Origin of the sequence: Mycobacterium sp. 852002-30065_SCH5024008 (genome assembly GCF_001665645.1) — a bacterium.
In the GTDB taxonomy this organism is placed as follows: Bacteria; Actinomycetota; Actinomycetes; order Mycobacteriales; family Mycobacteriaceae; genus Mycobacterium; species Mycobacterium paraffinicum.
In genome coordinates this window covers 33,384-59,528 of record NZ_LZSZ01000004.1, presented here as the reverse complement: position 1 = coordinate 59,528, position 26,145 = coordinate 33,384, and the positions used below count along the sequence as shown (strand labels likewise).

The window sequence follows — 26,145 nt, the reverse complement described above, 5'->3', positions numbered from 1 at the left end:
TGGCGTGCTCAGCGGCATTGCCATCGTTCCCTCGGCTCCGCTGCTGGTGCCCGAGCTCGCCGGAGCGGCCGCCGCGGAGGTGACCGACCTGACGGCCGCGGTGCTGGCGGCGGCCGCCCTATTGCCCGCGCGCTGGACCGTCATCGGGACCGCCGGGCGCGACGACGTTTTCGGCCCCGACACGGCCGGCTCCTTCGCGGGTTTCGGCGCCGACGTGCGGGTCGGGCTTTCCCCGCAAGCCCCCTCCGCGGCGCCCGCCGACCTGCCCGTGTGCGTGTTGCTGGCCGGCTGGGTCCGGGGCCAGGCCCGGCCCGACGCGACCGCGCAGGCCCGCGTCTACTCCGCCGACCACGACGCCGGGACCGCGCTCGCCCAGGGGCGACGCTTGCGCGCCGACATCGACCGATCACGGGAGCCGATCGGCGTGCTGGTCGTGGCCGACGGCGCGAACACCCTGACGCCGGCCGCCCCCGGCGGATTCGACCCGGGCAACGCCGGCGCGCAGGCCGCCCTCGACGACGCGCTGGCAACCGGCGACGTCGCCGCCCTGACGCGGCTGCCGCGGCAGATCCTGGGCCGGGTCGCCTTTCAGGTGCTGGCCGGCCTGTCCGAACCCGGGCCGCGATCGGCCAAGGAGCTGTACCGGGGTGCGCCCTACGGCGTGGGCTATTTCGCCGGCGCCTGGCAGCTCTGAGGTGGCCGTGCGACCACTGGCGATCATCGGCCCCACCGGAACCGGCAAGTCGCAGCTGGCGCTCGACTTTGCAGAACGGGTCGAACGGCTCGAGGGATCCGCCGAAATCGTGAACGCCGACGCGATGCAGCTCTATCGCGGAATGGACATCGGGACGGCCAAGCTTCCCGTCGACCAACGCCGCGGCATCCCGCATCACCAGCTCGACGTCCTGGACGTCACCGAGACCGCGACCGTCGCCCGCTACCAGCGCGCGGCCGCGACCGACGTCGAGGCGATCGCCGCCCGCGGCGCCGTCCCCATCATCGTGGGCGGCTCGATGCTCTACATCCAGTCCCTGCTCGACGACTGGTCGTTCCCCGCGACCGATCCCGCCGTGCGGGCGCGCTGGGAACAGCGGCTGGCCGAGGTCGGGGTCGGCGGGCTGCACGCCGAGCTGGCTCGTCGCGACCCCGCCGCCGCCGCGGCCATCCTGCCCACCGACGCGCGGCGCACCGTGCGGGCGCTCGAAGTGGTCGAGCTGACGGGACGGCCGTACGCCGCGTCCGCACCCCGCATCGGCCCGCCGAGGTGGGACACCGCCATCGTCGGACTGGATTGCGAGACAACGATTCTGGACGAGCGGTTGGCCCGCCGCACCGACGCCATGTTCGACCAGGGCCTGGTCGGCGAGGTGAGCGCGCTGCTCGGCGCGGGCCTGCGCGACGGGGTCACCGCGTCGCGCGCCCTGGGCTACGCCCAGGTGATCGAGGCGCTCGACGCCGGGGGCGGCGCGGATCGGCTGCGCGACGCGCGGGAACAGACCTACATGGGCACCCGACGCTATGTGCGACGGCAGCGGTCATGGTTCCGCCGCGACCACCGGGTCCACTGGCTGGACGCCGCGGATAGCGCGCGGCTCGTCGACGAAGCCCTGCGAGCCTGGCGCCACGTATCCTGAGCAGGTGAATCGCGCGGCGCACATGATCTTCGCCAAGGGCCACGGCACGGAGAATGACTTCGTGTTGTTGCCCGATGTCGACGCGGCGCTCACACTTACCGCGGCCCGGGTGTCCGCCTTGTGCGACCGGCGGCGCGGGCTGGGCGCCGACGGGGTGCTGCGGGTGACCACCGCCGGTGCCGCCCACTCGGCCGGCGTGCTCGACCGGCTGCCCGATGGCGTGGACTCGGCCGACTGGTACATGGACTACCGCAACGCCGACGGCTCCGTCGCCCAGATGTGCGGCAACGGCGTCCGGGTGTTCGCACACTACCTGCGGGCCAGCGGGATGGAGTCCCGGGACGAGTTCGTGGTCGGGTCGCAGGCCGGCCCCCGGCCGGTCACCGTGCACCGCGTCGATGCGACGTATGCCGACGTCACCGTCGACATGGGCAAGGCCAACACGCTGGGCCCGGGCGAGGCGACGGTCGGCGGGCGCCGGTTTTCCGGCGTGGCGGTCGACGTGGGCAATCCCCACCTGGCGTGTGTGGATCCCGACCTGACCGCCGAGGAGCTGACAAGGCTGAACGTGGCGGCGCCGGTCAGCTACGACCACGCCCAGTTCCCGGAGGGGGTCAACATCGAAGTTCTCACGGCACCGGCCGGCGGCGCGGTGCGGATGCGGGTGCACGAGCGGGGCGTGGGTGAGACCCGCTCGTGCGGCACCGGAACGGTCGCGGCCACGGTGGCCGCACTGGCCGCCGGCGGGGCGGACACCGGCACCCTCACGGTGCGGGTGCCGGGCGGCGACGTCGTCGTCACCGTCACCGATGCCACCAGCTACTTGAGAGGACCGTCGGTATTGGTCGCGCACGGGGAGATCAGCGGGGAATGGTGGGACGCGCAGCAGCGTTAATTCGGGTGCACGACGCCGATCCGCCGTGCATCATCTTGTATTGCCTATGACACATCCTGAATTCTCCAATCCCGCTGTGCCGGAGCCAAGCACCGGCGAACTCGCCCTGGAAGAACGGTCGGCGCTGCGCCGCGTCGCCGGTCTATCCACCGAACTCGCTGACGTATCCGAAGTCGAGTACCGCCAGCTCCGGCTGGAACGCGTAGTGCTGGTCGGCGTGTGGACCGACGGCACCGCCGCCGACAGCGAGGCCAGCATGGCCGAGTTGGCCGCCCTGGCCGAGACCGCCGGTTCCCAGGTGCTCGAAGGGCTCATCCAGCGCCGCGACAAGCCCGACCCGTCGACCTACATCGGCTCGGGCAAGGCTCAGGAGCTGCGCGAAGTGGTGCGGGCCACCGGCGCCGACACCGTGATCTGCGACGGTGAGCTGTCCCCGGCGCAGCTGACCGCGCTGGAGAAGGCGGTGAAGGTCAAGGTCATCGACCGCACCGCGCTGATCCTGGACATCTTCGCCCAGCACGCCACCAGCCGGGAGGGCAAGGCGCAGGTCTCGCTGGCCCAGATGGAGTACATGCTGCCGCGGCTGCGCGGCTGGGGTGAGTCGATGTCCCGGCAGGCAGGTGGCCGCGCCGGCGGCAGCGGGGGAGGCGTGGGCCTGCGCGGCCCCGGTGAAACCAAGATCGAGACCGACCGCCGCCGCATCCGTGAACGAATGGCCAAGCTGCGCCGCGAGATCAAGGACATGAAACAGGTCCGCGACACCCAGCGCAGCCGCCGCCTGCACAGCGACGTGCCGTCGATCGCCATCGTCGGCTACACCAACGCCGGCAAGTCCAGCCTGCTCAACGCGCTGACCGGCGCGGGGGTGCTGGTGCAGGACGCGCTGTTCGCCACGCTGGAACCCACCACCCGCCGCGCCGAGTTCGCTGACGGGCGGCCGCTGGTCCTCACCGACACCGTCGGGTTCGTCCGGCACCTGCCCACCCAACTGGTCGAGGCGTTCCGCTCGACGCTCGAGGAGGTCGTCGACGCCGACCTGTTGCTGCATGTGGTCGACGGCTCCGACGCCAACCCGCTGGCCCAGATCAACGCGGTTCGCGCGGTGATCTCCGACGTCATCGCCGACCATCACGGCGATCCACCCCCGGAGCTATTGGTGGTCAACAAGGTCGACGCCGCGACTGGCCTGACCCTGGCCAAGCTTCGTCACGCGCTGCCCGGCGCGGTCTTCGTCTCGGCCAGGACCGGTGAGGGCATCGACGCGCTCCGGCGCCGGATGGGCGAGCTGGCCGTTCCCGCCGATACCGCAGTGGACGTGGTGATTCCCTACCACCGCGGTGACCTGGTGGCCCGGCTGCATGCCGACGGTCGCGTGCAGCAGGAGGAGCACAACTCCGACGGCACCCGGATCAAGGCCCGCGTACCGGTGGCGCTGGCCGGGCGCCTACAGGAGTTCTCGACGCGCTGATCTGCCCGGCGACCGGACCCCGCCGGCCGCCTACCAACCGTCTGGTTGGTATATGTTGGGCGACAGAGTTTCCAGTCGCCGGAGGTCATCCACATGGGCAGTGCCGTCAAGTACCAGCGCTCTCTTTTCGAGGCGGAGCACGACCTGTTCCGCGAGTCCTACCGGGCCTTCCTCGATCGCCACGTCGCGCCCCATCACGACGAATGGGAGAAGGCGAAGATCGTCGACCGCGGCGTGTGGCTCGAGGCCGGCAAGCAGGGCTTCCTCGGCATGGCGGTTCCCGAGGAGTACGGCGGCGGGGGCAACCCCGACTTCCGGTACAACACGATCATCACCGAGGAGACCACCGCCGGTCGCTATAGCGGGATCGGCTTCGGCCTGCACAACGACATCGTGGCGCCGTACCTGTTGGCCCTGGCCACCGAAGAGCAGAAGCAACGCTGGCTGCCGAAGTTCTGCACCGGCGAGATCATCACGGCGATCGCGATGACCGAGCCGGGAACCGGCAGCGACCTGCAGGGCATCAAGACCCGTGCGGTCAAGCAGGGCGACCACTACGTGCTCAACGGCGCAAAGACGTTCATCACCAACGGAATCAACGCCGACTTGGTGATTGTCGTGGCGCAGACCGATCCCGACAAAGGGGCGCAGGGCTTTTCGTTGCTCGTCGTCGAACGTGGCATGGAGGGTTTCGAACGCGGCCGGCACTTGAACAAGATCGGGCTGGACGCGCAGGACACCGCCGAGTTGTCGTTCACGGATGTCAAGGTGCCCGCCGAAAACCTGCTGGGGCAGGAGGGCATGGGATTCATCTACCTGATGCAGAACCTGCCGCAGGAGCGGATTTCGATCGCCATCATGGCGGCCGCGGCAATGGAGCAGGTGCTGGAAGAAACCCTGCAATACACAAAGGAACGCAAGGCATTTAACAAGCCGATCGGCAGCTTCCAGAACAGCCGCTTCGTGCTCGCCGAGCTGGCGACCGAGGCGACGGTGGTGCGCATGATGGTCGACGAGTTCATCCGGCTGCACCTGGACAAGAAGCTGACGGCGGAGCAAGCGGCGATGGCCAAGTGGTACTCCACCGAAAAGCAGGTGCACCTGATCGACCGTTGCCTGCAACTGCACGGCGGCTACGGCTACATGCGCGAATACCCCGTCGCCCGTGCCTATTTGGACGCGCGGGTGCAGACCATCTACGGCGGAACGACCGAGATCATGAAAGAGATCATCGGACGCAGCCTCGGGGTCTAGCGCTAACACGTTGGTCGACAACGCCATCGGCCGGCCAATTCGCACTCTGACGGCAAACCTCATCAATGCCCGGCGCGCGGGGCGATTTTTCGGATAGATCGGTGAAGGGTTAATGGCTTCACGTACCGTCGGCACATGTGTTCGGGGTATGTCGCCCGCGTAATGGCGCACCGTCGAGCCGAAAAGCGCGACGCCGCTGACGACCCCGGTAGGTCCGACAACACCCGCGGGCGCGCAATCGCAGCGCGCGACGGCAGCCGTGCGCGATTGCGCAGGCGGGCGTCGGGTTCGGGGTGGGGCACCAATACGAATACGTGGCGCGACCGATGCTGCTGCCGGTCGCGATTTGAGCGTGGCTCTGCATCATTTCGACATCGGCGTGGTATCCGTTTTTGTAATATTCGTGATTTGACTTCGCATTTTTCGTTCGCGGGAGCAAAGTTATGCGCGCCCGGCGATAATGCGGATCGGAACGGGGTTGTTTCCCCGCGGTCGGACTACGGCCCGCCTGCCGGCTGTGCAGGCACGGGCCTAGCCGCTGACAGGGGCATGGCCGTCGGCTGGGAGGCTTGGTGAACGGGCAGAGAGGTCACATGCGCAGGCTGGTCGGGAGCGCGCTGGTCACCTTGACCGCCACGGCAATAGCCGTCGGCTTGCTGGCGCCGCCGGCAGCGGCGTCTCCCATCGGCGACGCCGAGGCGGCCATGATGGCGGCCTGGGAGAAGGCTGGCGGCGACGGCTCACCCCTGGGCGCCCGGAAGGGCGATGTGTATCCCGCCGGGGATGGTTTCGCGCTGGACTTCGACGGCGGCAAGATGTTCTTCACCCCGGCGACCGGCGCCAAATTCGTCTACGGGCCGATCCTGGACAAATACGAGATGCTGGGCGGGCCCGCGGGCAGCGATCTGGGCTTTCCCGCCATCAACGAAGTGCCCGGCCTCGCCGGGCCCGACAGCCGCGTGAGCACCTTCTCCGCCAGCGACAAGCCGGTGATCTTCTGGACGCCCGAACACGGCGCGTTCGTGGTGCGCGGCGCGATCAACGCCGCCTGGGACAAGCTGGGCAGTTCGGGCGGCGTCCTCGGCGTCCCGGTCGGCGACGAAACGTACAACGGCGAGGTGTCCGCCCAGAAGTTCAGCGGCGGCCAGGTCTCGTGGAACAGGCAGACGAAACAGTTCTCCACCGAGCCGCCCGCACTGGCCGACCAGTTGAAGGGCCTGCAGGTGGCGATCGATCCCACCGCGGCCATCAACATGGCCTGGCGCGCGGCCGGCGGGCCCAATGGGCCGTTGGGGGTGAAGAAGGGGACGCAATATCCGATCGGCGGCGACGGAATCGTCCAGGACTTCGCCAACGGCAAGGTCTATTTCAGCCCCGCCACCGGCGCGAACGCCGTCGAGACCAACATCCTGGCCAAGTACGAGTCGCTCGGCGGACCCGCCGGCAGCGACCTGGGTTTCCCCACCGCCAACGAATCCGACGGCGGCATCCCGTCCAGCCGCATGGTCACGTTCTCCGGCGCCGACAAACCGGTGATCTTCTGGACGTCGGAGCGCGGCGCGTTCGTGGTGCGCGGCGCCATGAAGGCGGCGTGGGACAAACTCCGCGGACCGACCGGCAAGCTGGGCGCGCCCGTCGGCGACCAGGCCGTCGACGGCGACGTCGTCTCCCAGCAGTTCGCCGGCGGCAAGATCTCGTGGAACCGGGCGAAGAACACGTTCAGCACGGATCCCGCCAACCTTGCGCCGCTGCTGTCCGGCCTGCAGGTGTCTGGCCAGAACCAGCCGAGCAACTCGGCGATGCCCACCCACGCCAAGAAGTTCACGTGGCAGTGGTGGTGGCTGCTGGCCGCCATCCCGGTGCTGGTGCTGGTCGTCGTGGCGGGGTTGCTCGCGATCGGTTGGCGTCGGCGTCGCGCCATACGCGAGGATGCCGGCTACGAGCCTCCCCGCGACCTCGATGCCGGTTACGACGCCGGCGCCGAGCGGCAGTGGGAACGCGACGATGTCACCAACGAGCATTTCGCGCATCAGCCGGAAGCGCCCGAGGCGGCCGGCCGGGTCAGCTGGCGGCGCGGCGGCGCCGAAGAGGATTCATTCGAGCAGGACCCCGACGCGGTGGACACCGACTCCTTCTCCGCGGTCTCGCCGGCGGCCCTGTCGGAGGCCGGCTACCCCGAAACGGAGACCGAATACGCCGAATCCGATTACGCCGAATCCGATTACGCCGAATCGGATTACGCCGACGGGGATTACGCGGACGAGGATTACGCCGAGATCGAGTACGCCGACGATGAGCGGGAGTCCGCCTACGCGGACGCCGCCCGCGGGGACGATGACCATGCGGAGGCCGAATACCTCGACCTCGCCGTGGCGCCAACGCCCCCGGCCCCCGAGTTCGGCGCCGGTGGCCCCGACGTCGCCGCCCCCGAGGGCGAGTATCCGGATGTTGCGGTCACGCACGTCCCGGCGGACGTCGCCGAGGCCCGAACTCCAGAGGCCGCCGCTCCGGAAGCCGCCGCGCCGGAAGCCGTCGCGCCGGCGGCTGCCGCCGCATCCGAGCAGCGCAGCGGGCGGCACGCGGCCACCGATGATGAGGACACCGCCGGGGGAGCCGGCCCGGCCGGGCGCCCGACCATCCATCTACCGCTCGACGATCCCTATCAGGTGCCCGACGGATACCCGATCAAGGCGAGCGCCCGCTTCGGGCTGTACTACACACCGGGCAGCGAGCTCTACCACGACACGCTCGCCGAAATCTGGTTGTCCAGCGAAGAAGTGGCGCAGGCCAACGGCTTCGTCAAGGCGGACTGAGCCGGCCGGAAGTCCGCGACGGGCTAGACCTTGCGGATCACCGTGACGACCTTGCCGAGCACGGTCGCGTCATTGCCGGGAATGGGATCGAACGCGGGGTTGTGCGGCATCAGCCATACCTGACCGCCGGCGCGCTTGAACGTCTTAACGGTGGCCTCCCCGTCGAGCATGGCCGCGACGATGTCGCCGTTGTCGGCGACGTTCTGCTGGCGCACCACCACCCAGTCGCCGTCGCAGATCGCCGCCTCGATCATGGAGTCGCCGACGACCTTGAGCAGGAAGAGCGTGCCCTCGCCGACCAGCTCGCGCGGCAGCGGGAAGACGTCCTCGACCGCCTCCTCGGCGAGGATGGGGCCACCGGCCGCGATGCGCCCGAGGACCGGAACGAACGTCGGCTCCGGCAGGGCGTCCGAGCCGGCGACGTCGGTGGTGCGGGCCGCCACCTCGTCGTCGGCGCCGCGGACGTCGACCGCCCGCGGGCGGTTCGGGTCGCGACGCAGGTATCCCTTGCGCTCCAGGGTGCGCAGTTGATGAGCCACCGACGAGGTCGACGTCAGACCGACGGCGTCGCCGATCTCCCGGATGCTCGGCGGATAACCGCGACTGGTGACCGACGCGCGAATGACGTTCAGAATCGTGCGTTGCCGTTCGGTCAGCGATGGATCCACGGCGCGCAGCCGACCGTCCGCGCCGGCCGATGAAGTGTCGTTGCTGTCGCTCATGGCACTGAATGTAACCCCATGGCGGCCGAGAATCAAACATGTGTTCGACTAGCGTGTCGCGCCGCCGGGCAGCCGCAAACCCACCCGCCGAAGTCGTTAATCACAAAGGTGTAACTCTTCGGCAGACCGGGTATTTCAGCCGCATGTCAGCTCTAGCGACCACGGACTTGTCGGTGGCGGGGTCTAGCGTTCGACTCGTGCGACACGCTTCGCTCACATGTTCGGATTTCGAACACACGAGCGATACAGTCGAACAGCTGAGCGAATCAAGTTGACCGGAGGAACGCAGATGACAACCATCCACACGCTGGCGCCGCGTACCAGCAGCCCTCGGCGTCCGGTCAACGGACCGGTCCAGGGGCTTCGTTACGGCCGGGACGGGCTGGCCCGTTCCCGCCGGCCCGGTCCGTCGAGGCCGGCGGGCGCGCCCACGCGTTATTACGGCACCGGCGTCGCGATGTCCGCCGCGCCGCATCGCAAGCGTCCCGTCACGGTGGTGACCACCGTCTGGTTGGCGCTGGCGGCCGGCGCGATCACGCTGTGGCTGGGCCTCGTCGGGAACGTCGGTCAGGTGCTCAACGGCGACGCCGGGAGTTCGGCTGCTCACGTACCCGACCGATTGGCCGTGGTCCGCGTCGAGGCGGGGGAGTCGCTGCAAGACGTCGCTCACCGGGTGGCGCCCGACGCGCCGGCGCGCCAGGTTGCCGACCGCATCCGCGAACTCAACGCCATGAACTCACCGACGCTGGTGGCGGGCCAAACGCTGATCGCCCCGGTCGGCTGACCACCGCCCTCGCTGGGGTCGGCTGCATTCGCCGCGCAGGTGAGGGCACGGGTACGCTCGTGCTGCGGTACCTGGTGTTTGTCGGCACGGCGAAGGAGCGGCCATGCATTGCCCGTTCTGCCGGCATCCCGATTCCCGGGTGATCGACTCGAGGGAAACCGATGAAGGGCAGGCCATCCGGCGCCGCCGATCCTGCCCCGAGTGCGGGCGGCGTTTCACCACCGTTGAGACCGCCGTTCTCGCGGTGGTCAAGCGCAGCGGGGTCACCGAACCTTTCAGCAGGGAGAAGGTCATCAGCGGTGTCCGCCGGGCCTGCCAGGGCCGCCAGGTGGACGACGACGCGCTGAACCTGCTGGCTCAGCAGGTAGAGGACACCGTGCGGGCCGCGGGTTCCCCGGAGGTCGCGAGTCACGAGGTCGGGCTGGCCATCCTCGGCCCGCTGCGCGACCTCGACGAAGTGGCTTACCTGCGGTTCGCATCGGTATACCGGTCCTTTGAGTCCGCGGACGATTTCGAGCGCGAGATCCAGGCGCTGCGCGAGCACCGCCAGGTGACAACACCGAGCTGACGGCCGGGCCCAAGCCGCCCGGGCCTAGGCTCGGTTTCATGCCCACCGACTTGCATCCCGATCTCGAGGCACTGGCACCACTCCTGGGAACCTGGGCTGGCCAGGGTGCGGGCGAGTACCCGACGATCCAGCCCTTCGACTACCTCGAAGAAGTGGTCTTCTCCCACGTCGGTAAGCCGTTTCTGGCCTACGCGCAAAAGACCAAGGCGCCCGACGGCAAGCCGTTGCACGCCGAGACCGGATATCTTCGCGTGCCGCAGCCCGGTCACGTCGAGCTGGTGCTGGCGCACCCGAGCGGCATCACCGAAATCGAGGTCGGCACGTATTCGGCCGCCGGCGGCCAGATCGAAATCGAGCTGTCCACAACGGACGTCGGCCTGACCCCGACCGCCAAAGAGGTGACCGCGCTTGGCCGTTCCTTCCGCATCGACGGCGACGAGCTGTCGTATTCGGTCCAGATGGGCGCGGTCGGGCAGCCCTTGCAGCACCACCTGGCCGCGGTGCTGCACCGGCAGCGCTGAACCGGGGTCAGTTCAGGTGCGTCACACCGTCATTGACGACGCGCCCGGCCACCCCCACCCAGCCCTCAGCGTTCCACGTCGTCTCGATGACCGATCCCTTGCCCTGGGTGATGTGTAGGTCGCGGCTGAGGTAGTCGGTGATGCGCATCGCTGCCGAGCCGGTCGCCTCGTCTTCCGGCACACCGAGGTTGGCGGCAAACACGCGGGCGCGTACCGATCCGGCGGCCCGGTCGGTCCACGCCCACAGGTAGTGCGCCGTGTCGTCGGAAAAATCTCCCGGGTCGGCGGCGAGAAGGTCGTCGGCTGAATCGAATTCGTGCAGGGCGACCTCGGGAGCCCAGTCCGAACGTGCGCTGATGCCCGCGCTTTCCGCCCCATAGCTCACCTGCACGATGCCGGCCGTCACCTGCAGCGTGTTGATCGGAGTTCCGTTCTCGCGCAGCCACCACGCCGCGCCGACGGTCGGGTGCCCGGCGAACGCAATCTGGATTAGTGGGGTGTAAATGGTGGCGTGCGCCGTCGTTGATCCGCCAGCCGGAAGATCGACGAAAACCGTTTCGCTATAGCCCAATTGAGTTGCGAGCCGTTGCCGAGCGGCGGGCTCGACCTGGGCGGCATCCACGACACCGAGCGGATTGCCGAAATTCCCCTCCGAATCGGTGAACACCCGCAGCACGGTGACGTCGATACCCATGGCCCGACTGTACGGCCCCGGGCGCGGCCGCGGGGTTCAGGTGGCGCTGCGTTCGTCGGATCCCATGGCGTTCAGCACGGCGACGCGGGTGGGGGTGGGGCCGGTGACGGCCTTCTCGCCGCCGCCGCTGCGGAGCAGCTCGCGCAGGGCCGCCTGATCGTATTCGGCCGGCGAGGTGGTGTCGACGAAGCGTTCGACCACGTCGATGAAGCGAGCGGGGTCGTCGTGGAAGGGGAAGTGGCCGGAGCCCTGGAAGATTTCGAGGCGGGAGCCGGGCATCGCGGCGTGCGCCATCCACCCATGACGAACCGGGACGACCACATCCTTGGTGCCCCAGACGATCTGCACCGGGATGGCTTCGGTCAAATAGCACCGATCGAGCATGGTGACGATCTGTCCGCGCCAGTCCACCACCGCCCGCAGGGTCCGGCTGAACGCCGCCGACGCCGTCGGCTCCGGCAGGTCATCGAGGATCCGCAGGACGTTGGGCAGGTCGCGGCCCAGGCCGGTCGATCCGATCGCCAGGCCCGCGATCCGTCCCGCTAGCTGCACCGCCGGCAACACCAGGGGAAGCCGCAGCAAGGCCAGCGCCTCGCTGCCCATCGGCAACGAGGCCAACCGGAAGGCGACGTTGACGTCCTTGGTGACGCCGCCGGCCGCGACCAGGATCAGCCGGTCGACCAAATGCGGGAACTGGTAAGCGAATTGCATGGCCACGCCGCCGCCCAGCGAATGGCCGACAACCGTCACCCGCTCGATGTCGAGCACGCTGAGCAGGTCGCGCATCCCGTTGGCGTAGGCGGCGACCGAATAGTCGGCGCGCGGCTTGTCGGATCGCCCGTGGCCCAACAGGTCCGGGGCGATGACGGTGAACCGCTGGGCGAGCTTGGCCTGCACGGTGTTCCAGGTGGTGGAGTTGTCACCGATGCCGTGGACCAGCAGGATCGCCGGCCCGTCACCGGCGATCCGGTAGGCCCGCTTGTAGCCGTGGATGGTGCGGAACTCCAGCCGGGGCTCGCTGACCTCCCGCACCGGGCGGAGAGTGCTCTTGCGCTTCCGCTCGGTCATGTCGCCACCTTGGTGTCGGGCCGGGAAGGCCGGGCGGAACGGTCAGGCCTGGTCGTCGTCGCCGCGCTTCTTCTCCGCCTCCTGGGCGAGGAATCGCTCAAACTCTGCGCCAAGCTCGTCGCCGCTAGGCAGGTCCTCGTCCCGAGTTAGTAACGACCTGTTCTCCTGAGCGTCGATGAAGGCATCGTACTGGCGCTCGAGCGCGGTCACCACTTGAGCAACCTCCGCGCTCGCCTCGACCTGCTCGTCGATCTTGGTCCGGATCACCGCCGCCGCTTCGGTCAACGCCGTCAACGGCAGCTCGAGCGACGCGATCTTGGCCACCTGCTCGAGCAACGCCTCGGCGGCCGCCGGGTAGTCGGTTTGCGTCAGGTAGTGCGGCACATGCACGGTGTAACCGACGACCTCGTGGCCGTGCTGGGCCATCCGATATTCCAGCAGGTTCGACGCGCTGCCGGGGACCTGGATCTCCGAGATCCACGGCGTGAACTCGGCGATCAACTCGGGGGTGTTGGAGTGCGCGGTCATCGTGATGGGCCGCGTGTGCGGAACCGCCATCGGCACGGTGCCCAGGCCGATGGTCTGGCGAACGTTGAGGCGCTCCGCCAGCAGGCGGACCGCGGTGATGAAGCGCTCCCACTTCAGGTCCGGTTCCATTCCGGCGAGGAGCAGAAACGGGGTGCCGATGGTGTCGCGCAACGCGTACAGGCTCAGCTCGGGGTCGTCGTAGTTCGTGAAGTGATCGGTCTTGAAGGTCATCAGCGGCCGCCGCGACCGGTAATCGAGCAATTCGTCGATGGCGAAGGACGCCACCAGCTCGGAGTCCAAAGCCGCCTTCAGATGCGACGAGGCCAGCCGGATCGCGTGACCGGCATCCGAGAAACCTTCCAATGCGTGCACCAGCACCGGGCCTCGCCCGTCCGACGTCGACAGCTGGGGCGCGGGCAGCTCGAGCTCGTACATGCCGGCCTGTCCCGGCTGGTAGTGCTGCTCCTGCGGGTCCTGATCGTGAGCCATCGGAATCGCCTCCTCTCGGGGGTTTCACCAGGGTGCCCTACCAGTGTCCCCCGAATCGGTGGGCACCAATATCAAACAGCGATGTGAAGTTCGGGTTTAATCCACGAGTGAACATGTCGGGGGGTCGCTCGTGAGTTTTACCGGCGAGCCGGTCGGCACGCGACGCGTCGAAATCTGCTCTCTGTGCAGGTGTCAGGCATGATGAAACCGATGCGCGTACCGACCCTGTTGCTGTGCTTGGTGGTCGCCGTGGCGACGTCGGTGACGTCGTGCAAGCGGCCGCCGAATGATCGTGCGACGGCCCCGCCGGCGCCGGCCGTGCGCAGCAGTGCGCCGGTGCAGCGGCTCGGCACGCCCCAGCAAAAGGCGGTGGCGGGCCCGGTGGACCCGGACAAGCGCGTCGGCGCCATCTTCATTGACGGCGGTCCGCTGCACGTGTGCACGGGCTCGGTGGTGCATTCCGCGGGCGGCAACCTGATGATGACCGCGGCGCACTGCCTGGCCGGGGCCTCCAAGATCACCTTCGTGCCGGGTTTCGTCGGCGACGCGCCCCCCGCGCCGGCCGATGTGTGGAAGGCCGACGCCGTCTACCTCGATCCCCGCTGGACCGCCAGCAAGGATCCCAGCGCCGACTACGCGATCGCACGGCTGAGTAACGACGTCGGCGGTTCGGTGGAGTCGCACGCCGGCCTCGCGCTGACGCTGGGCACGACGCCGCCGCCCGGTAGCCACGTCACCGTGATGGGCTATCCGGCCGGTGTGGGTGGCGCTCCCATCGGGTGTCAGGCGAGCACGTCGTTGACCGAGGCCGGATTTCCCTCGTTTCCGTGCGAGGGGCTGGTGGACGGCACCAGCGGCGCGCCCTGGGTCAGCGGTACCACGCTGACCGGGGTGATCGGGGGTTTCGAGCGCGGCGGGTGCGCCGCGAACGTGTCGTATTCGGCCCCGTTCGACGCGCAGACCGCGCGACTGTTGGCCCGTGCCGATGCCGGCGGCCCCGGCGACCCGGTTCCCGGGGAGCTCGACGACAGCTGCTAGGCGCGGAACTGGTTGAGCGCGCGCACTTTGTTCATCACGTCGAGCGCGGCCACCTTGTAGGCCTCCGAGAACGTGGGGTAGTTGAAGACGGCGTCCACCAGGTATTCGACGGTGCCGCCGCAGCCCATGACGGCCTGCCCGATGTGCACCATCTCGGTGGCGCTGGTGCCGAAGATGTGCACGCCCAGCAGCTTGAGATCGTCGGTGGACACCAGCAGCTTGAGCATGCCGTAGGAGTCGCCGGCGATCTGGCCGCGGGCCAGTTCGCGGTACCTGGCCACGCCGACCTCGTAGGGGATCGCGTTCTTCGTCAGCTCGACCTCGGTGGCGCCCACGTAGGAGACCTCGGGGATGGAGTAGATGCCGATCGGCTGCAGTTCGGTGATCCCGTCGGTCGGCTCCCCGAAGGCGTGGTAGGCGGCCAGCCGGCCCTGTTCCATCGAGGTCGCGGCCAGCGCGGGGAAGCCGATCACGTCACCGACGGCGTAGATGTGCGGCACCTTGGTCTGGAAGAAGTCGTCGACGAAGATCCGGCCGCGGTTGTCGGCCTCCAGCTCGGCGTTGTGCAGGTCGAGGTGGTCGGTCTGACCCTGCCGCCCGGCGGAATACATCACGGTCTCGGCGGGGATCTGTTTGCCGCTGCCCAGGGTGGTGACGGTGCCGGCCGAGCCGACGTCGACCGCGGTCACCTCCTCACCGAACCGGAACGTCACCGCCAGGTCGCGCAGGTGGAACTTCAGCGCCTCCACCACTTCGGGGTCGCAGAAGTCCAGCATGTCGCTGCGCTTCTCCACGACGGTGACCTTGGTGCCCAGCGCGGCGAACATCGAGGCGTATTCGATGCCGATGACACCGGCACCCACCACCACCATCGAGGTGGGCAGCGATTTGAGGTCGAGGATCCCGTCGGAGTCGAGCACCCGCTCCTCGTCGAACTCGACGCCGGACGGCCGCGCTGGCCGGGTGCCGGTGGCGATGACGATGTATTTGCCGCTGACGGTTAACTTTTCGCGACGGGACGGGTCTTCGACCTCGATGGTGTGCGGGTCGACGAACCGGCCATGGCCCAGCAGCAGGTCGATGCGATTGCGCATCAGCTGGTTGCGCACCACGTCGACCTCCTTGCCGATCACGTGCTGGGTGCGGGCCAGCAGGTCGGCCGGGGTGATCTTCTCCTTGACGCGATAGCTCGCGCCGTACAGTTCCCGTTGGCTCATCCCGGTGAGGTAAAGGACGGCCTCGCGCAACGTCTTTGACGGGATGGTGCCGGTTTGGACGCACACCCCACCGAGCATCTGGCCGCGTTCGACGACCGCGACGGTCTTGCCGAGCTTGGCCGAGGCGATGGCGGCCTTCTGGCCGCCGGGCCCCGAGCCGATGACCACCATGTCGTACTCTTGCGCCGAACTCATGGGGTAACAGTAGAGCAGCAGAACTCACAGTGCTGGGTTCATTCACAGGCCCGGGATTCCATCCGTTCTCCCGAGCACCGGCTGACGGTGCGGCACGTCAGCGTGGTGCCCATGACGACGCATCGACGTGACTTCAAACTGAACCGGCCCGGCGCACTCATCGCCGCGCTGCCTGCCGTCCTCGGCTTCGTTCCCGAAAATTCATTGGTACTGGTGTCTTTGGATGGTGGCGACCTCGGAGCGGTGGTGCGTGTCGACCTGTCCGACGAGCTCGCCGCGCGGGTCGGACACCTCGCGGAGGTCGCCGCCGCGGCCCGGCCCGACGCCGTGATCGCGGTGATCGTCGACGCGGAGGGGGCGCACTGCCCGTGCTGTAACGACGATCACCGGCTGGTGTGCGATGCGCTCGCAAAGTCGTTGTCCGAGCACGACATCGAGCTGTGGGCCGCACACGTGGTCGACCGGGTCGCCCTCGGTGGGCGCTGGCACTGCGTGGACGGTTGCGGCTCGAGCGGCCTTGTCGACGATCCGTCGGCGTCGCCGCTGGCGGCCGCGGCGGTGCTCGACGGCAGGCGGCTGTACGCGCGCCGCGCCGACCTGCAGGCCGTCATCGCGATCGAGGACACGGCGCGCAGCGCCAAATTGACCGCCGTGATCGACCGGCAGGAGACCAGGCGCCGGTCCGTGCACCGCGCGGATCCGGCCCGCTGCACCCGCGCCGACGTGAAGCACGCGATGGCGGCCGCGTCCCGTGTCGCCGCCGGCGAGGCGCTGACCGCAGGCCAGCTGGCGAAGCTGGGCTGCGCACTCGTCGACGCGCAGGTGCGCGACATCCTCTACGCCCTGGCGGTCGGTGAGAATGCCGACGAGGCGGAGTCCTTGTGGGCGCTGCTGGCTCGCACCCTGCCCCCGCCCTGGCGGGTGGAGGCGCTGGTGCTGCTCGCGTTCAGCGCCTACGTCCGCGGCGACGGGCCGCTGGCCGGGATATCGCTGGAGGCCGGGCTGCGCTGCCAGCCCGGCCATCGAATGGCGGGCATGCTGGACACGGCGTTGCAATCGGGCCTGCGGCCCGAGGACATCCGGGAACTGGCGCTTACCGGCTACCGGCTGGCCAAAGAGCTCGGCGTGCGGTTGCCGCCGCGACGGCCTTCTGGCCGCCGGGCGTGCTAGCCCTAGGGCGAGCGAGCGGTCAGACTTTCTCGACCTTGACGGCGTGCGCCATCTCGTGCGGCAGGGTGACGTTCTCGTGGCCCGGGATGACGATGGTGACCCCGGCGGGCCCCGTCTCGACGGTCACCCGGGCGTTGGGGACGACGCCGGCGTCCTTCAGGCGGGTGATCAGGTCGATGTCACCTTGCACATGTTCGGTCAGTTGGCGGACGACCACGGCCACCGGCGAACCGGGCGGCAACTCGGTGAGCCGGACGAGGTTGGCGTCGTCGGCGCCGGACTCGGGGCCGACGCCCAGGTCCAACAGACCCGGGATCGGGTTACCGAAGGGGGAGGTGGTCGGGTGGTTGAGCACCTTCACCAGACGCCGCTCGACGTCCTCGCTCATCACGTGCTCCCACCGGCATGCCTCGGCGTGCACTTCCTCCCAGGGCACCCCGATGACGTCGACGAGCAATCGCTCGGCGAGGCGGTGCTTGCGCATGACGGAAATGGCCAGCGCCCGGCCCTTGTTGGTGAGCTCCAGGTGGCGGTCGCCGGCGACGTGGAGCAGCCCGTCGCGCTCCATGCGGGATACGGTCTGGCTGACTGTCGGCCCGCTCTGGTCGAGGCGTTCTGCGATGCGCGCACGCAGCGGGGTCACGCCCTCTTCTTCGAGGTCGTAGATGGTCCGCAAGTACATCTCGGTGGTGTCAACCAGGTCGTTCATTCAGCACCTTCCATCGACGCCGAGTCTACTTGGCCAGCTGCGCGAATGGGTGTAACGCTGCCCCGACAAGCAGTATGCCCGCCGCGTGCGCGGCGGGCATACTGTCTGCTACCTAGCTGGGGGGTCTTAGCTTGCGTACGACCGTAGCCGGTCGGCGCGCTCGCCGTGGCGGAGTTTGGACATTACGTCTCGCTCGATCTGCCGGACCCGCTCGCGCGAGAGGCCGAACAGCTTGCCGATCTGATCGAGGGTGCGTGGCTGGCCGTCGTCCAGGCCGAAGCGCAGCCGGATCACCTGGTGCTCGCGCTCGTCGAGAGTGGCGAGCACGCTGCGGATGTCGGTGTGCAGCAGCTCGGCGATCACCGCGTTCTCGGCGGACATCGCCTCGGCGTCCTCGATGAAATCGCCCAGCGGGGCCTCTTCTTCGGAGCCGACCGGCATGTCCAGGCTTACCGGGTCGCGGCTGTGCTCGAGCAGGTCGTTGATCTTTTCGACCGGGATCCCGGACTCGGCCGCGAGTTCCTCGTCGGTGGCCTCGCGTCCCAGGTTCTGGTGCATCTCCCGCTTGATTCGCGCCAGCTTGTTGACCTGCTCAACCAGGTGCACCGGCAGCCGGATGGTGCGGCTCTGGTCGGCCATGCCACGGGTGATGGCCTGGCGAATCCACCAAGTGGCATAGGTGGAGAACTTGAATCCCTTTGTGTAGTCGAACTTCTCCATCGCGCGGATCAAGCCCAGGTTGCCCTCCTGGATGAGGTCCAGCAGCGGCATACCGCGGCCCGTGTAGCGCTTGGCCAGCGACACCACCAGACGCAGGTTGGCTTCCAGCAGGTGACGGCGCGCGGCCTGTCCGTCGCGCGCGACGGCATCGAGGTCACGTCGGCGGTTCTCGCCGAGGCGCTTGCGCGTTTCGAGCAGATGCTCGGCGTAGAGCCCGGCCTCGATGCGCTTGGCCAGTTCAACCTCGCCCGCCGCGTTCAGCAGCGCCGTCTTACCGATGCCATTGAGATATACGCGCACGAGGTCAGCGGCCGGGCTTTGAGCATCCAGATCGCCGTCAAATCTGCTCGTGCTGGCGTTCGCCATAGCGACCTCCCGTTCGGCTTGTTCTGTCATGGAGTTCAACGACAGATCAGCCCTGAGAGTTCCCGGCCCGTTGTGATCTCACACGTCTTGACGTGCGGGAATGTGCCGTCGACCTGAGAATGTCCTGAGAAGTGCGGACTATTCCCAGCCCTGCGGTCCGGTTGGCCAGCTCGAGTGGGGATGCCGGGGCGGTTCGATCGCCGGGCGCTCGGCGCTCGGGAACAGCGGCGTGCGCCGCCGGGCATCGTCGAACCGCCGCGGCTCGTCGGGGCTGCGCGGTGGCCGGTCGTTGGCGATCAGGACCGCCATCCACGGCAACGGGATCGACACGGCCACGATCGCCAGTGAGATCAGGCCGTTGTGCCACGCGCCGTATGCCAGCGCGGCCAGGATTAGCGCCGGGATCCGGAACCCCATCAGCGTCAAGTATTTCCGGACCCGCGCGCGGTGCTGCTCTTCGTAAGAGGGTGCTGCGGCGGTGATGAGCACGGGCCGGCCCTCATCGTCGAACCCCAGATCGGATTCGCGCTTCATTTCTCCACTCTCCCACACCCGGGCAATTCCGGCAGGAGCGAGTTACGGGGCACAATGTCAGGTATGGAGACTCAGACGATCGAACGCACCGAGACCGACGAACGCGTCGACGACGGGACGGGCAGCGATACGCCGAAGTACTTCCACTACGTCAAGAAGGACAAGATCGCCGAGAGCGCGGTCATGGGTAGCCACGTGGTGGCGTTGTGCGGGGAGGTCTTTCCCGTCACCAAGGCGGCCAAGCCGGGTTCGCCGGTCTGCCCGGATTGCAAGCAGATCTACGACCGGATGAAGAAGGGCTAGGTCGGCCGCGACGGCTCGGCCGCCAGCGTCGCGTTATCGGCGGGCGCCGGCTCGGGTGACGAAGCAGCCGGACGCTTCAGCGCCGTCACGCGGTATTCCAGCCACTTGCGCAACCGGTGGGCGTGCGTCTTCGGCGCCGGGAACTCCTCCTGGACTGCCGCGTTGAGTTCGGCGCCGAGCATGACCGCGAAACCGCCGAAGAACGCGAACAGCAGGAACGCGATAGGTGTGGCCAGCGCACCGTAGGTGTAGCCGGTGCTGGTGATCCACCGCAGGTAGATCCGGAGGCCCAGCGTCGCGATCAGGAAGACCGCCGTGGCGAGCACGGCACCGAAGATCAGCCGGTGCGTCGGCAGGGGTTCGGGCAGCGCCACCCGGTACAGGATGACCACCCCGACCAGCAGTCCGAGGATCAGCGCCGGGTAATACCCGTAGCGCAGGACGTTGGCCAAGTCGTACGGGATGTGTTCGCTCACCTTGCGCGGGCCCACCACCAATACCGGCGCGGCCACCACCACGAACACCAGCATCACCATGTAGAGGAACAGGGCGAAGAGCCGCTGCCGCACGGGGTGCCGCAGCGGGGTCTGGTCGTGCGCCTCCACCACGGCGTCGACGTAGGCCGAGATCGCCGACGATCCCGCCCACATTGAGATCAGGAAGCCGACCGACACCACCTCGCCACGCGCATTGGCGGTGACGTCACGGATGGTCGGCTCGATGATCTCGTTGACGACGCTGGGCGAGAAGAAGCTGCGGATCGCGGAGATGATGCTCTTCTCGATCGCCGTCAACGTGTCGGGCCCGAACAGCGGCGCCACGTAGGCCATGCTTCCCAGCATCCCCAGGAGCAGCGGCGGTAGCGACAGCGCCGACCAGAAGCCCGCCTGCGCGGACTCGGAAAAGATGGAGTCATCCCAGCTTTTCGAGAGGGTCCTCAGACTGAGTCGCCAGATGTGATGGCGCGACGGTTTTGCGACTTGATCGCTCATACCCGTCCAGCATTACCGAAGACTTGCCCCGTCGCCCACATTGCCGACGGGTGAGTCCGGCGGACTAGCTTGCGCTGACCTCCAGGACGGCGGAAAGCTCGGTCAATTTCGCCTCGTGCTCATTGGCGTGATGCTGGCAGAAGAGAAGCTCAGCTCCGGAAGGCAGCGTGGCACGGACTCGAGCGGCGGCACCGCAGCGGTCGCAGCGGTCCGCACGGGTTAGCTCGGGACTGGTCAGAGTTGCATTCATGGCTTCTCCGTTCTTGCTTTTATTCACTCTCTCAGACGTATGGGGTTTTCGCGTTGTTCCCTGATCGTTATCGGGTGTGTCGTTTCTCACGGCCTGTAAACGTTTCGTTTCCGACGCATCTCTAATGTGTTCGTCCATGACTTCCGCTCCTGACCTGCTGGTACATCTGTGTGGGGTGGACGAATGGTCCCGTGCCCGCGCGTCCGGTGAGATCCACGCGTCCGGCGGCCAGTTCATCCATCTGTCGACGCCGGGGCAGGTTCACCTGCCGGCGAATCGGCTCTATCGGGGCCGCGATGACTTGGTGCTACTGCACATCGATCCGGCGCGGCTGCACTCCGAAGTGCGTTGGGAGCCAGGCGTTGCAACGGATCCGGAGTCGATGCTGTTCCCGCACCTGTACGGTCCGCTGCCCACGGACGCTGTGATCAGAGTCACGGCCTACCGCCCGGCGCCCGACGGAACCTTCCCGCCGGCCGGGGAGTCCACGTAGGCGTCGGCCTCGATCTCGACCAACAGCTCGGGCGCTATCAGCGCGGACACCTCCACCATGGTGGCCGCGGGACGGATCGCGCCGAAGACCTGCGCGTGTATCGCCGCGACCTCGCGCCAGCGGGAGATGTCGGTGACATAGATCCGGGTGCGGACCACGTCGGAGAGCGCCGCTCCCGCCTGTCGGAGCGCAACCTCGATGCGGCGCAACGCATCTCGGGCCTGGGCCGCGATGTCGCCGGCCGGCCCGGTGCCGGTCGTTCCGGCTACCGACACGTGCGGGCCGACCCGGACCGCGCGCGAATAGCCGACGGCGGCTTCGAACTCGGAGCCGGATGACACCACTGTGCGGTTGGCTGACATGGGAGTCACCGTACGACGGTCCCGCCGGCGGCGCGACGCATTTTCCGTGGGGCGCTGAGCGTCCTTGCGCGGCAACGGCTCCGGCGAAGACGTTCGGTGGTTACTAGTCGAGGTAGTCGCGCAAGACCTGGGAACGGCTGGGGTGGCGCAGCTTTGACATCGTCTTGGACTCGATCTGACGGATGCGCTCGCGGGTGACGCCGTAGACCTGGCCGATCTCGTCGAGGGTGCGCGGCTGGCCGTCGGTGAGGCCGAAACGCAGCCGTACTACGCCGGCTTCGCGCTCCGACAGCGTCTCCAGCACCGACTGCAACTGGTCCTGCAGCAGGGTGAACGACACCGCGTCGACGGCCACCACGGCCTCGCTGTCCTCGATGAAGTCACCCAGTTGACTGTCGCCCTCGTCGCCGATGGTCTGGTCCAGCGAGATCGGCTCACGGGCGTATTGCTGGATCTCCAGCACCTTTTCGGGCGTGATGTCCATTTCCTTGGCCAGCTCTTCAGGCGTGGGCTCGCGGCCCAGGTCCTGCAACAGCTCGCGTTGGATGCGGCCCAGCTTGTTGATCACCTCGACCATGTGCACCGGGATGCGGATGGTGCGGGCCTGGTCGGCCATGGCGCGGGTGATGGCCTGCCGGATCCACCACGTCGCGTAGGTGGAGAACTTGTAGCCCTTGGTGTAGTCGAACTTCTCGACCGCACGGATCAGGCCCAGGTTGCCTTCCTGAATGAGGTCCAGGAACGCCATCCCGCGGCCGGTGTACCGCTTGGCCAGCGACACCACCAGGCGCAGGTTGGCTTCCAGCAGATGGTTTTTCGCGCGGTCGCCGTCGCGGCAGATCCACATCATGTCGCGGCGCTGAGCGGCGGGCAGCTTGTCGCCGCGCTCGGCCATCTCGGCCATCAGCTGCGTGGCGTACAGGCCGGCTTCGATTCGCTTCGCCAGCTCGACCTCTTCCTCGGCGTTGAGCAGCGCCACCTTGCCGATCTGCTTGAGGTACGCGCGAACCGAGTCCGCGGATGCGGTGAGTTCGGCGTCCTTGCGCGCCTGCCGCAGCGCCTCGGACTCGTCTTCGTCCCAGACGAAATCGCCGGAGGCTTTGTCCTTTTCGGAGGGCTCGGCGATTTCCTCGTCGTCCTCGGCGGGAGCCGCGGCGGCCACGGCGGGCGCCGGGGCGGTTGCCCCTTCCTCGCTGTCGTCGGGGTCGGGCGGGTCGGCTTCGGCGTCCTCGCTTTCGGCCGCGACGTCGTCTTCCTCCAGGTCGTCCAGGCTCAGGTCGGCGGCGTCGATCTCGAGGTCTTCGCCGGGCTCGGCGTCGAGCTCCGCGTCGTCGAGATCTTCGACGGCCTCCAGGTCGACGTCGGACTCCGCCGGCGCGCCCTTGGCCGCTTTGGTCCCGCGGCCCGACGGTGCCTTGGCGGCGCGGGTCTTCTTGGTGTCGGCGGCGGCGCCGGCGCCGGCCTCGGCCTCGGCCGCGCGTGCCGGCGCCTTGGCGGCGCGTTTCGCGGGGGCGGAGCCATGAGCGGCCTTGGCCGCCGATCGCTTAGCGGGGGAGGACGGAGACTTCGTGGCGGTCCGTTTCACCGGCGCTTCGGTTGCCGGGCTTGCCTTGGTCGCTGCCACTTACACCCCTTCGTTTGGGCTCACCTTCGGTGGGTATTGGGCATGGTTAACCGAAAGTGTCTGCTATGTCGATGTCGGCGTTGGATCAGCGTAGGTGTTTGCACGCTATCGTTCGGGCGGTCGCCGATGACCATTGTAACGACAGTGAGCGGTGCAACGGCTCTGCCGGGCGAAAATCAGTGCGTCACGTCGGAGGTGGAGGCCATGGCCGCGCCGACGATCCCGGCGGTGTTGAGCAGGGCCGCCGCCACCACCGGGGTGCGATTTTCGAGCAGCGGTAGCCACTTGTCGGCCTTGCGGCTGATGCCGCCCCCCGCGATGAACAGGTCCGGCCACACCGCGTTCTCGATGGCCACCAGCACCCGGGTGACCTGCTTGGCCCACTTTTCGAAGCTCCAACCGTTCTTCTCCTTGACCGACGACGCCGCGCGCTGCTCGGCTTCCTTGCCGCCGACCTCGAGATGGCCGAACTCGGTGTTGGGTATCAAGACGCCGTTGTGGATGACCGCGGAGCCGATTCCCGTGCCGAACGTCAGCAACACGACCAGACCGGACCGATTTCTGCCGGCGCCGTAGTGCTCCTCGGCCAGCCCCGCGGCGTCCGCATCGTTGAGCACCGTGACGTCCTGGCCGTCCAACTCCGCGCTGATGATGTCGCGCGCGTTGCTGCCGATCCACGAATTGTCGACGTTGGCAGCCGTCTGGACGACACCGTGGGTGACGACCCCGGGATAGGTCACCCCGAGTGGACCGGTCCAGCCGAACGCGTTGACCACCTCGGCGATGGTCTTGGCAACCGCCGGCGGCGTTGCCGGCTGCGGGGTCAACAGCTTGATCCGCTCGCCGATCAGCTGCCCGGTGTCCATGTCGACGACGCCACCCTTGATGCCGCTGCCGCCGACGTCGATGCCGAATCCCCGACGCTGTGGGGCGCCGACGGCGGCGCCGGTGCCGGGCGTATCCGTGGTCGAGTCGGTGCTGGTCATCGAAGCTCCTGGACGTGGCTGAGGCTGTCCGCCCACCTTAGCCCGGCGCTGGTGCGCCTACGGGGTATCTGCGGGGCCGTGCCGCCTGTGATGCGATAGACCGGTGACCCGAGGAGATGACGAGCACGCCCGCTTGCGCACGGTGGCCGAATCGCTGGCCACGGAGGCCGCCGCGTTCGTGCGGCGTCGCCGCGCCGAGGTCTTCGGCGAGGCCCCGGCGAACTCGCAACTTCCGGGCAACGGCGCGGTGCGGTCGAAGAGCACCCCCACCGATCCGGTGACCGTCGTCGACACGGAGACCGAACGCCTGTTGCGGGACCGGCTGGCCGAATTACGGCCCGGTGACCCGATTCTCGGCGAGGAGGGCGGCGGCCCGGCCGACCCGGCGGGGACCCCCGCGGGCGCGGTGACGTGGGTGCTCGATCCCATCGACGGCACGGTGAACTTCGTCTACGACATCCCGGCGTACGCGGTGTCGGTCGGCGTGCAAGTCGATGGCGTGTCGGTGGCGGGCGCGGTCGCCGACGTCGTCGCCGGCCGGGTGTACTCGGCCGCGACCGGCCTGGGCGCGCATGTCATTGACGACCAGGGGCTGCGGCCGCTGCGGTGCGCCGCGGTCGACGATTTGTCGATGGCGCTGCTGGGCACGGGTTTCGGGTACTCGCGACAGCGGCGGGCGACGCAGGCGGCCCTGTTGGCGCGGCTGCTGCCGGTGGTCCGCGACGTCCGCCGGATCGGCTCGGCGGCGCTGGATCTGTGCATGGTCGCGGCGGGCCGGCTAGACGCGTTCTACGAGCACGGCCTGCAGCCGTGGGATTGCGCCGCCGGTGCGCTGATCGCCGCTGAGGCGGGCGCGCGGGTTTCCTTGCCGGCGAACGACATTGAGGGCGCCGGGCTGGTGCTGGCCGCCGCGCCGGGAATCGCCGACGAGCTGCTGGCCGCCCTGGACGAAATCGACGGCCTCGACCCCATCCTCGATTGACGCGGCCGTCAGCAGCTGCTGGCGTGAATCTTCGTGAGCAGCGCGGGGTCTGACGGCTCGGTGGCGCCGGGGCGCAGCGTGGCCAGCACGGCATCGATGTCGTCGTTGTGCGCCAGCGCGGTGAAGTCCGTACCCAACGCCAGGTCGACTGAGTCGTCGGCGCGGCTGTCGTTGAACAGCTCCATGCACGGCGCCACCAACCAGACCGCTGCCGCGGTGGCTTGCCCCGCCGTACCGAACCGGATCTGGCCCTGGCAGGTCAGCCGCGTGCCGGCATAGAGCGGATCGTTAGCGGCCGTCGGCTGGGCAAACCCGAGATCTTTGAGAGCGCCTGAGACGTCACCGGCCTGCCCGCCACGGCCGCTGGCGTTGAGCACGCGGACCTTGGTGTCGCTGAGCTTGGCGGGTGTGACGTCCATCATCGCGCTTCGCGACACCTGCTCACCGAGCTGAGCGGGCGCCCCGGATCCGGCCCCTTTCGGCGGCGGGTTGCACGCCGCGACCTCGTGCACCTTCGCCGGCCGGGTCAGCGCGATCGTCCACACCACGGCCGTCACCACCACGAGGAAAACGACGACGACGATGGCGGGGCGCGGATTGCGCCGCCGGAAGGGCCGGCCGTGCTTGTCGAAGGCGGTACCCTCGGTGATTTGTGCGACCACAGGTGCACTCTAGTCACACCCTAAACGCACTGTTCAAAGGCGAACGCAAGGGCGAAGATGGGTGTGTGACGTAAATCACACATAACCGGGGCGCGATCCGGGCA

The 26,145-nt window shown here is 68.3% G+C and carries 28 protein-coding genes; 14 read left to right on the top strand and 14 right to left on the bottom strand.

All coding sequences use genetic code 11. The features are described from left to right. The first annotated feature begins 4 nt into the window (after positions 1–4). The 6 genes from A5781_RS00365 (at position 5) to A5781_RS00340 (ending at position 8,064) form a co-directional block, all read left to right on the top strand. Complete coding sequence (locus tag A5781_RS00365) at positions 5–694, top strand: hypothetical protein (RefSeq protein ID WP_067199349.1); 690 nt, start codon at positions 5–7, stop codon at positions 692–694. 7 nt (positions 695–701) lie between these two features. Beyond that, complete coding sequence (gene miaA, locus A5781_RS00360; RefSeq protein ID WP_067199640.1) at positions 702–1,634, top strand: tRNA (adenosine(37)-N6)-dimethylallyltransferase MiaA; 933 nt, start codon at positions 702–704, stop codon at positions 1,632–1,634. Between the two features lie 22 nt (positions 1,635–1,656). Next, positions 1,657–2,529, top strand: a complete 873-nt coding sequence (gene dapF / locus A5781_RS00355) for a diaminopimelate epimerase (protein ID WP_067199346.1) — start codon at positions 1,657–1,659, stop codon at positions 2,527–2,529. Between the two features lie 46 nt (positions 2,530–2,575). Beyond that, a complete protein-coding gene (gene hflX / locus A5781_RS00350) occupies positions 2,576–3,997 on the top strand; it encodes a GTPase HflX (protein ID WP_067199342.1) in 1,422 nt (473 codons plus the stop codon). A gap of 93 nt (positions 3,998–4,090) precedes the next feature. Continuing rightward, a complete protein-coding gene (locus tag A5781_RS00345; RefSeq protein ID WP_067199338.1) occupies positions 4,091–5,251 on the top strand; it encodes an acyl-CoA dehydrogenase family protein in 1,161 nt (386 codons plus the stop codon). 593 nt (positions 5,252–5,844) lie between these two features. Continuing rightward, positions 5,845–8,064: an LGFP repeat-containing protein gene (locus A5781_RS00340; RefSeq protein ID WP_067199335.1), complete on the top strand. Its 2,220-nt coding sequence runs from the start codon at positions 5,845–5,847 to the stop codon at positions 8,062–8,064. Positions 8,065–8,087: 23 nt separating this feature from the next. Here the strand turns inward: A5781_RS00340 and lexA are convergent, their stop codons facing one another. Then, positions 8,088–8,786, bottom strand: a complete 699-nt coding sequence (lexA, locus tag A5781_RS00335; RefSeq protein WP_067199332.1) for a transcriptional repressor LexA — start codon at positions 8,784–8,786, stop codon at positions 8,088–8,090. A 289-nt stretch (positions 8,787–9,075) separates the two neighbouring features. On the opposite strand from lexA, the gene A5781_RS00330 reads away from it, so the two are divergent. The 3 genes from A5781_RS00330 (at position 9,076) to A5781_RS00320 (ending at position 10,659) form a co-directional block, all read left to right on the top strand. After that, positions 9,076–9,570 (top strand): LysM peptidoglycan-binding domain-containing protein, encoded by a 495-nt coding sequence (locus A5781_RS00330; RefSeq protein WP_067199328.1) that lies wholly within the window; start codon positions 9,076–9,078, stop codon positions 9,568–9,570. A gap of 103 nt (positions 9,571–9,673) precedes the next feature. Continuing rightward, entirely contained in the window at positions 9,674–10,138 is a 465-nt protein-coding gene (gene nrdR / locus A5781_RS00325; RefSeq protein WP_046184812.1) for a transcriptional regulator NrdR, read from the top strand. Positions 10,139–10,176: 38 nt separating this feature from the next. Beyond that, entirely contained in the window at positions 10,177–10,659 is a 483-nt protein-coding gene (locus A5781_RS00320) for a peroxynitrite isomerase (RefSeq protein WP_067199325.1), read from the top strand. A 7-nt stretch (positions 10,660–10,666) separates the two neighbouring features. Here A5781_RS00320 and A5781_RS00315 read toward each other — a convergent pair whose 3' ends face one another. From A5781_RS00315 to A5781_RS00305, 3 genes are read right to left on the bottom strand one after another with little or no spacing between them, the layout of a single operon-like run. Then, positions 10,667–11,353: a PhzF family phenazine biosynthesis protein gene (locus tag A5781_RS00315; protein WP_067199321.1), complete on the bottom strand. Its 687-nt coding sequence runs from the start codon at positions 11,351–11,353 to the stop codon at positions 10,667–10,669. Positions 11,354–11,389: 36 nt separating this feature from the next. Further along, on the bottom strand, positions 11,390–12,421 hold the full coding sequence (locus A5781_RS00310; protein WP_067199318.1) for an alpha/beta fold hydrolase: 1,032 nt from the start codon (positions 12,419–12,421) through the stop codon (positions 11,390–11,392). Positions 12,422–12,463: 42 nt separating this feature from the next. Continuing rightward, a complete protein-coding gene (locus A5781_RS00305) occupies positions 12,464–13,438 on the bottom strand; it encodes a proteasome assembly chaperone family protein (protein WP_067199314.1) in 975 nt (324 codons plus the stop codon). 198 nt (positions 13,439–13,636) lie between these two features. Between A5781_RS00305 and A5781_RS00300 the strand changes: the two genes are divergently transcribed. Then, complete coding sequence (locus A5781_RS00300; RefSeq protein ID WP_067199311.1) at positions 13,637–14,476, top strand: serine protease; 840 nt, start codon at positions 13,637–13,639, stop codon at positions 14,474–14,476. Here the strand turns inward: A5781_RS00300 and sthA are convergent. Beyond that, positions 14,473–15,888, bottom strand: coding sequence for a Si-specific NAD(P)(+) transhydrogenase (gene sthA, locus A5781_RS00295; RefSeq protein WP_067199308.1), 1,416 nt, complete (start codon positions 15,886–15,888; stop codon positions 14,473–14,475). The two genes, A5781_RS00300 and sthA, sit on opposite strands and share 4 nt — an antisense overlap. A gap of 111 nt (positions 15,889–15,999) precedes the next feature. Here sthA and A5781_RS00290 point away from each other — a divergent pair, with 111 nt between their 5' ends. Continuing rightward, positions 16,000–17,058 carry a DUF4192 domain-containing protein gene (locus A5781_RS00290; protein WP_067199637.1) on the top strand — a complete coding sequence of 353 codons (1,059 nt, stop codon included), beginning with the start codon at positions 16,000–16,002 and terminating at the stop codon, positions 17,056–17,058. 19 nt (positions 17,059–17,077) lie between these two features. On the opposite strand, the gene ideR is transcribed toward A5781_RS00290, so the two are convergent. The 3 genes from ideR to A5781_RS00275 all read right to left on the bottom strand — a co-directional run bounded on the left by ideR (position 17,078) and on the right by A5781_RS00275 (position 19,405). Then, positions 17,078–17,767, bottom strand: coding sequence for an iron-dependent transcriptional regulator IdeR (gene ideR, locus A5781_RS00285; protein WP_067199305.1), 690 nt, complete (start codon positions 17,765–17,767; stop codon positions 17,078–17,080). A gap of 126 nt (positions 17,768–17,893) precedes the next feature. Beyond that, on the bottom strand, positions 17,894–18,883 hold the full coding sequence (gene sigB / locus A5781_RS00280) for a sigma-70 family RNA polymerase sigma factor SigB (protein ID WP_082939153.1): 990 nt from the start codon (positions 18,881–18,883) through the stop codon (positions 17,894–17,896). Positions 18,884–18,991: 108 nt separating this feature from the next. Then, entirely contained in the window at positions 18,992–19,405 is a 414-nt protein-coding gene (locus A5781_RS00275; protein ID WP_369817658.1) for a DUF3099 domain-containing protein, read from the bottom strand. A 45-nt stretch (positions 19,406–19,450) separates the two neighbouring features. On the opposite strand from A5781_RS00275, the gene A5781_RS00270 reads away from it, so the two are divergent. Continuing rightward, positions 19,451–19,690, top strand: a complete 240-nt coding sequence (locus tag A5781_RS00270) for a DUF3039 domain-containing protein (RefSeq protein WP_066950325.1) — start codon at positions 19,451–19,453, stop codon at positions 19,688–19,690. On the opposite strand, the gene A5781_RS00265 is transcribed toward A5781_RS00270, so the two are convergent. After that, positions 19,687–20,682 carry a YihY/virulence factor BrkB family protein gene (locus A5781_RS00265; protein WP_067199294.1) on the bottom strand — a complete coding sequence of 332 codons (996 nt, stop codon included), beginning with the start codon at positions 20,680–20,682 and terminating at the stop codon, positions 19,687–19,689. The genes A5781_RS00270 and A5781_RS00265 overlap by 4 nt on opposite strands. A 64-nt stretch (positions 20,683–20,746) precedes the next feature. Then, entirely contained in the window at positions 20,747–20,932 is a 186-nt protein-coding gene (locus tag A5781_RS24690) for a hypothetical protein (RefSeq protein WP_082939152.1), read from the bottom strand. Between the two features lie 136 nt (positions 20,933–21,068). Between A5781_RS24690 and A5781_RS00260 the strand changes: the two genes are divergently transcribed. Continuing rightward, complete coding sequence (locus A5781_RS00260) at positions 21,069–21,425, top strand: DUF952 domain-containing protein (RefSeq protein WP_067199290.1); 357 nt, start codon at positions 21,069–21,071, stop codon at positions 21,423–21,425. Here A5781_RS00260 and A5781_RS00255 read toward each other — a convergent pair. The 3 genes from A5781_RS00255 to ppgK form a co-directional block, all read right to left on the bottom strand. Beyond that, the gene (locus A5781_RS00255) at positions 21,374–21,787 is read right to left on the bottom strand and encodes a RidA family protein (RefSeq protein WP_067199287.1); all 414 of its coding nucleotides are present in this window, start codon (positions 21,785–21,787) and stop codon (positions 21,374–21,376) included. The genes A5781_RS00260 and A5781_RS00255 overlap by 52 nt on opposite strands. 103 nt (positions 21,788–21,890) lie before the next feature. Continuing rightward, the gene (locus tag A5781_RS00250; protein ID WP_156624266.1) at positions 21,891–23,411 is read right to left on the bottom strand and encodes an RNA polymerase sigma factor; all 1,521 of its coding nucleotides are present in this window, start codon (positions 23,409–23,411) and stop codon (positions 21,891–21,893) included. A gap of 176 nt (positions 23,412–23,587) precedes the next feature. Then, positions 23,588–24,397: a polyphosphate--glucose phosphotransferase gene (gene ppgK / locus A5781_RS00245; protein WP_067199281.1), complete on the bottom strand. Its 810-nt coding sequence runs from the start codon at positions 24,395–24,397 to the stop codon at positions 23,588–23,590. A gap of 103 nt (positions 24,398–24,500) precedes the next feature. On the opposite strand from ppgK, the gene A5781_RS00240 reads away from it, so the two are divergent. Continuing rightward, entirely contained in the window at positions 24,501–25,379 is an 879-nt protein-coding gene (locus tag A5781_RS00240; RefSeq protein ID WP_067199280.1) for an inositol monophosphatase family protein, read from the top strand. An 8-nt stretch (positions 25,380–25,387) separates the two neighbouring features. Here A5781_RS00240 and cei read toward each other — a convergent pair whose 3' ends face one another. Continuing rightward, positions 25,388–26,041 (bottom strand): envelope integrity protein Cei, encoded by a 654-nt coding sequence (cei, locus tag A5781_RS00235; RefSeq protein ID WP_067199277.1) that lies wholly within the window; start codon positions 26,039–26,041, stop codon positions 25,388–25,390. Positions 26,042–26,145 lie beyond the last annotated feature (104 nt).

What these genes read in the sequence shown, in the direction of transcription:
- dapF (WP_067199346.1), top strand. Translation starts at nt 1,657, where the DNA reads ATGATCTTCGCCAAGGGCCACGGCACGGAGAATGACTTCGTGTTGTTG.
- hflX (WP_067199342.1), top strand. Translation starts at nt 2,576, where the DNA reads ATGACACATCCTGAATTCTCCAATCCCGCTGTGCCGGAGCCAAGCACC.
- A5781_RS00345 (WP_067199338.1), top strand. Translation starts at nt 4,091, where the DNA reads ATGGGCAGTGCCGTCAAGTACCAGCGCTCTCTTTTCGAGGCGGAGCAC.
- A5781_RS00340 (WP_067199335.1), top strand. Translation starts at nt 5,845, where the DNA reads ATGCGCAGGCTGGTCGGGAGCGCGCTGGTCACCTTGACCGCCACGGCA.
- lexA (WP_067199332.1), bottom strand. Translation starts at nt 8,786, where the DNA reads ATGAGCGACAGCAACGACACTTCATCGGCCGGCGCGGACGGTCGGCTG.
- A5781_RS00330 (WP_067199328.1), top strand. Translation starts at nt 9,076, where the DNA reads ATGACAACCATCCACACGCTGGCGCCGCGTACCAGCAGCCCTCGGCGT.
- nrdR (WP_046184812.1), top strand. Translation starts at nt 9,674, where the DNA reads ATGCATTGCCCGTTCTGCCGGCATCCCGATTCCCGGGTGATCGACTCG.
- A5781_RS00320 (WP_067199325.1), top strand. Translation starts at nt 10,177, where the DNA reads ATGCCCACCGACTTGCATCCCGATCTCGAGGCACTGGCACCACTCCTG.
- A5781_RS00315 (WP_067199321.1), bottom strand. Translation starts at nt 11,353, where the DNA reads ATGGGTATCGACGTCACCGTGCTGCGGGTGTTCACCGATTCGGAGGGG.
- A5781_RS00310 (WP_067199318.1), bottom strand. Translation starts at nt 12,421, where the DNA reads ATGACCGAGCGGAAGCGCAAGAGCACTCTCCGCCCGGTGCGGGAGGTC.
- A5781_RS00305 (WP_067199314.1), bottom strand. Translation starts at nt 13,438, where the DNA reads ATGGCTCACGATCAGGACCCGCAGGAGCAGCACTACCAGCCGGGACAG.
- A5781_RS00300 (WP_067199311.1), top strand. Translation starts at nt 13,637, where the DNA reads ATGATGAAACCGATGCGCGTACCGACCCTGTTGCTGTGCTTGGTGGTC.
- sthA (WP_067199308.1), bottom strand. Translation starts at nt 15,888, where the DNA reads ATGAGTTCGGCGCAAGAGTACGACATGGTGGTCATCGGCTCGGGGCCC.
- A5781_RS00290 (WP_067199637.1), top strand. Translation starts at nt 16,000, where the DNA reads ATGACGACGCATCGACGTGACTTCAAACTGAACCGGCCCGGCGCACTC.
- ideR (WP_067199305.1), bottom strand. Translation starts at nt 17,767, where the DNA reads ATGAACGACCTGGTTGACACCACCGAGATGTACTTGCGGACCATCTAC.
- sigB (WP_082939153.1), bottom strand. Translation starts at nt 18,883, where the DNA reads ATGACAGAACAAGCCGAACGGGAGGTCGCTATGGCGAACGCCAGCACG.
- A5781_RS00270 (WP_066950325.1), top strand. Translation starts at nt 19,451, where the DNA reads ATGGAGACTCAGACGATCGAACGCACCGAGACCGACGAACGCGTCGAC.
- A5781_RS00265 (WP_067199294.1), bottom strand. Translation starts at nt 20,682, where the DNA reads ATGAGCGATCAAGTCGCAAAACCGTCGCGCCATCACATCTGGCGACTC.
- A5781_RS24690 (WP_082939152.1), bottom strand. Translation starts at nt 20,932, where the DNA reads ATGAATGCAACTCTGACCAGTCCCGAGCTAACCCGTGCGGACCGCTGC.
- A5781_RS00260 (WP_067199290.1), top strand. Translation starts at nt 21,069, where the DNA reads ATGACTTCCGCTCCTGACCTGCTGGTACATCTGTGTGGGGTGGACGAA.
- A5781_RS00255 (WP_067199287.1), bottom strand. Translation starts at nt 21,787, where the DNA reads ATGTCAGCCAACCGCACAGTGGTGTCATCCGGCTCCGAGTTCGAAGCC.
- ppgK (WP_067199281.1), bottom strand. Translation starts at nt 24,397, where the DNA reads ATGACCAGCACCGACTCGACCACGGATACGCCCGGCACCGGCGCCGCC.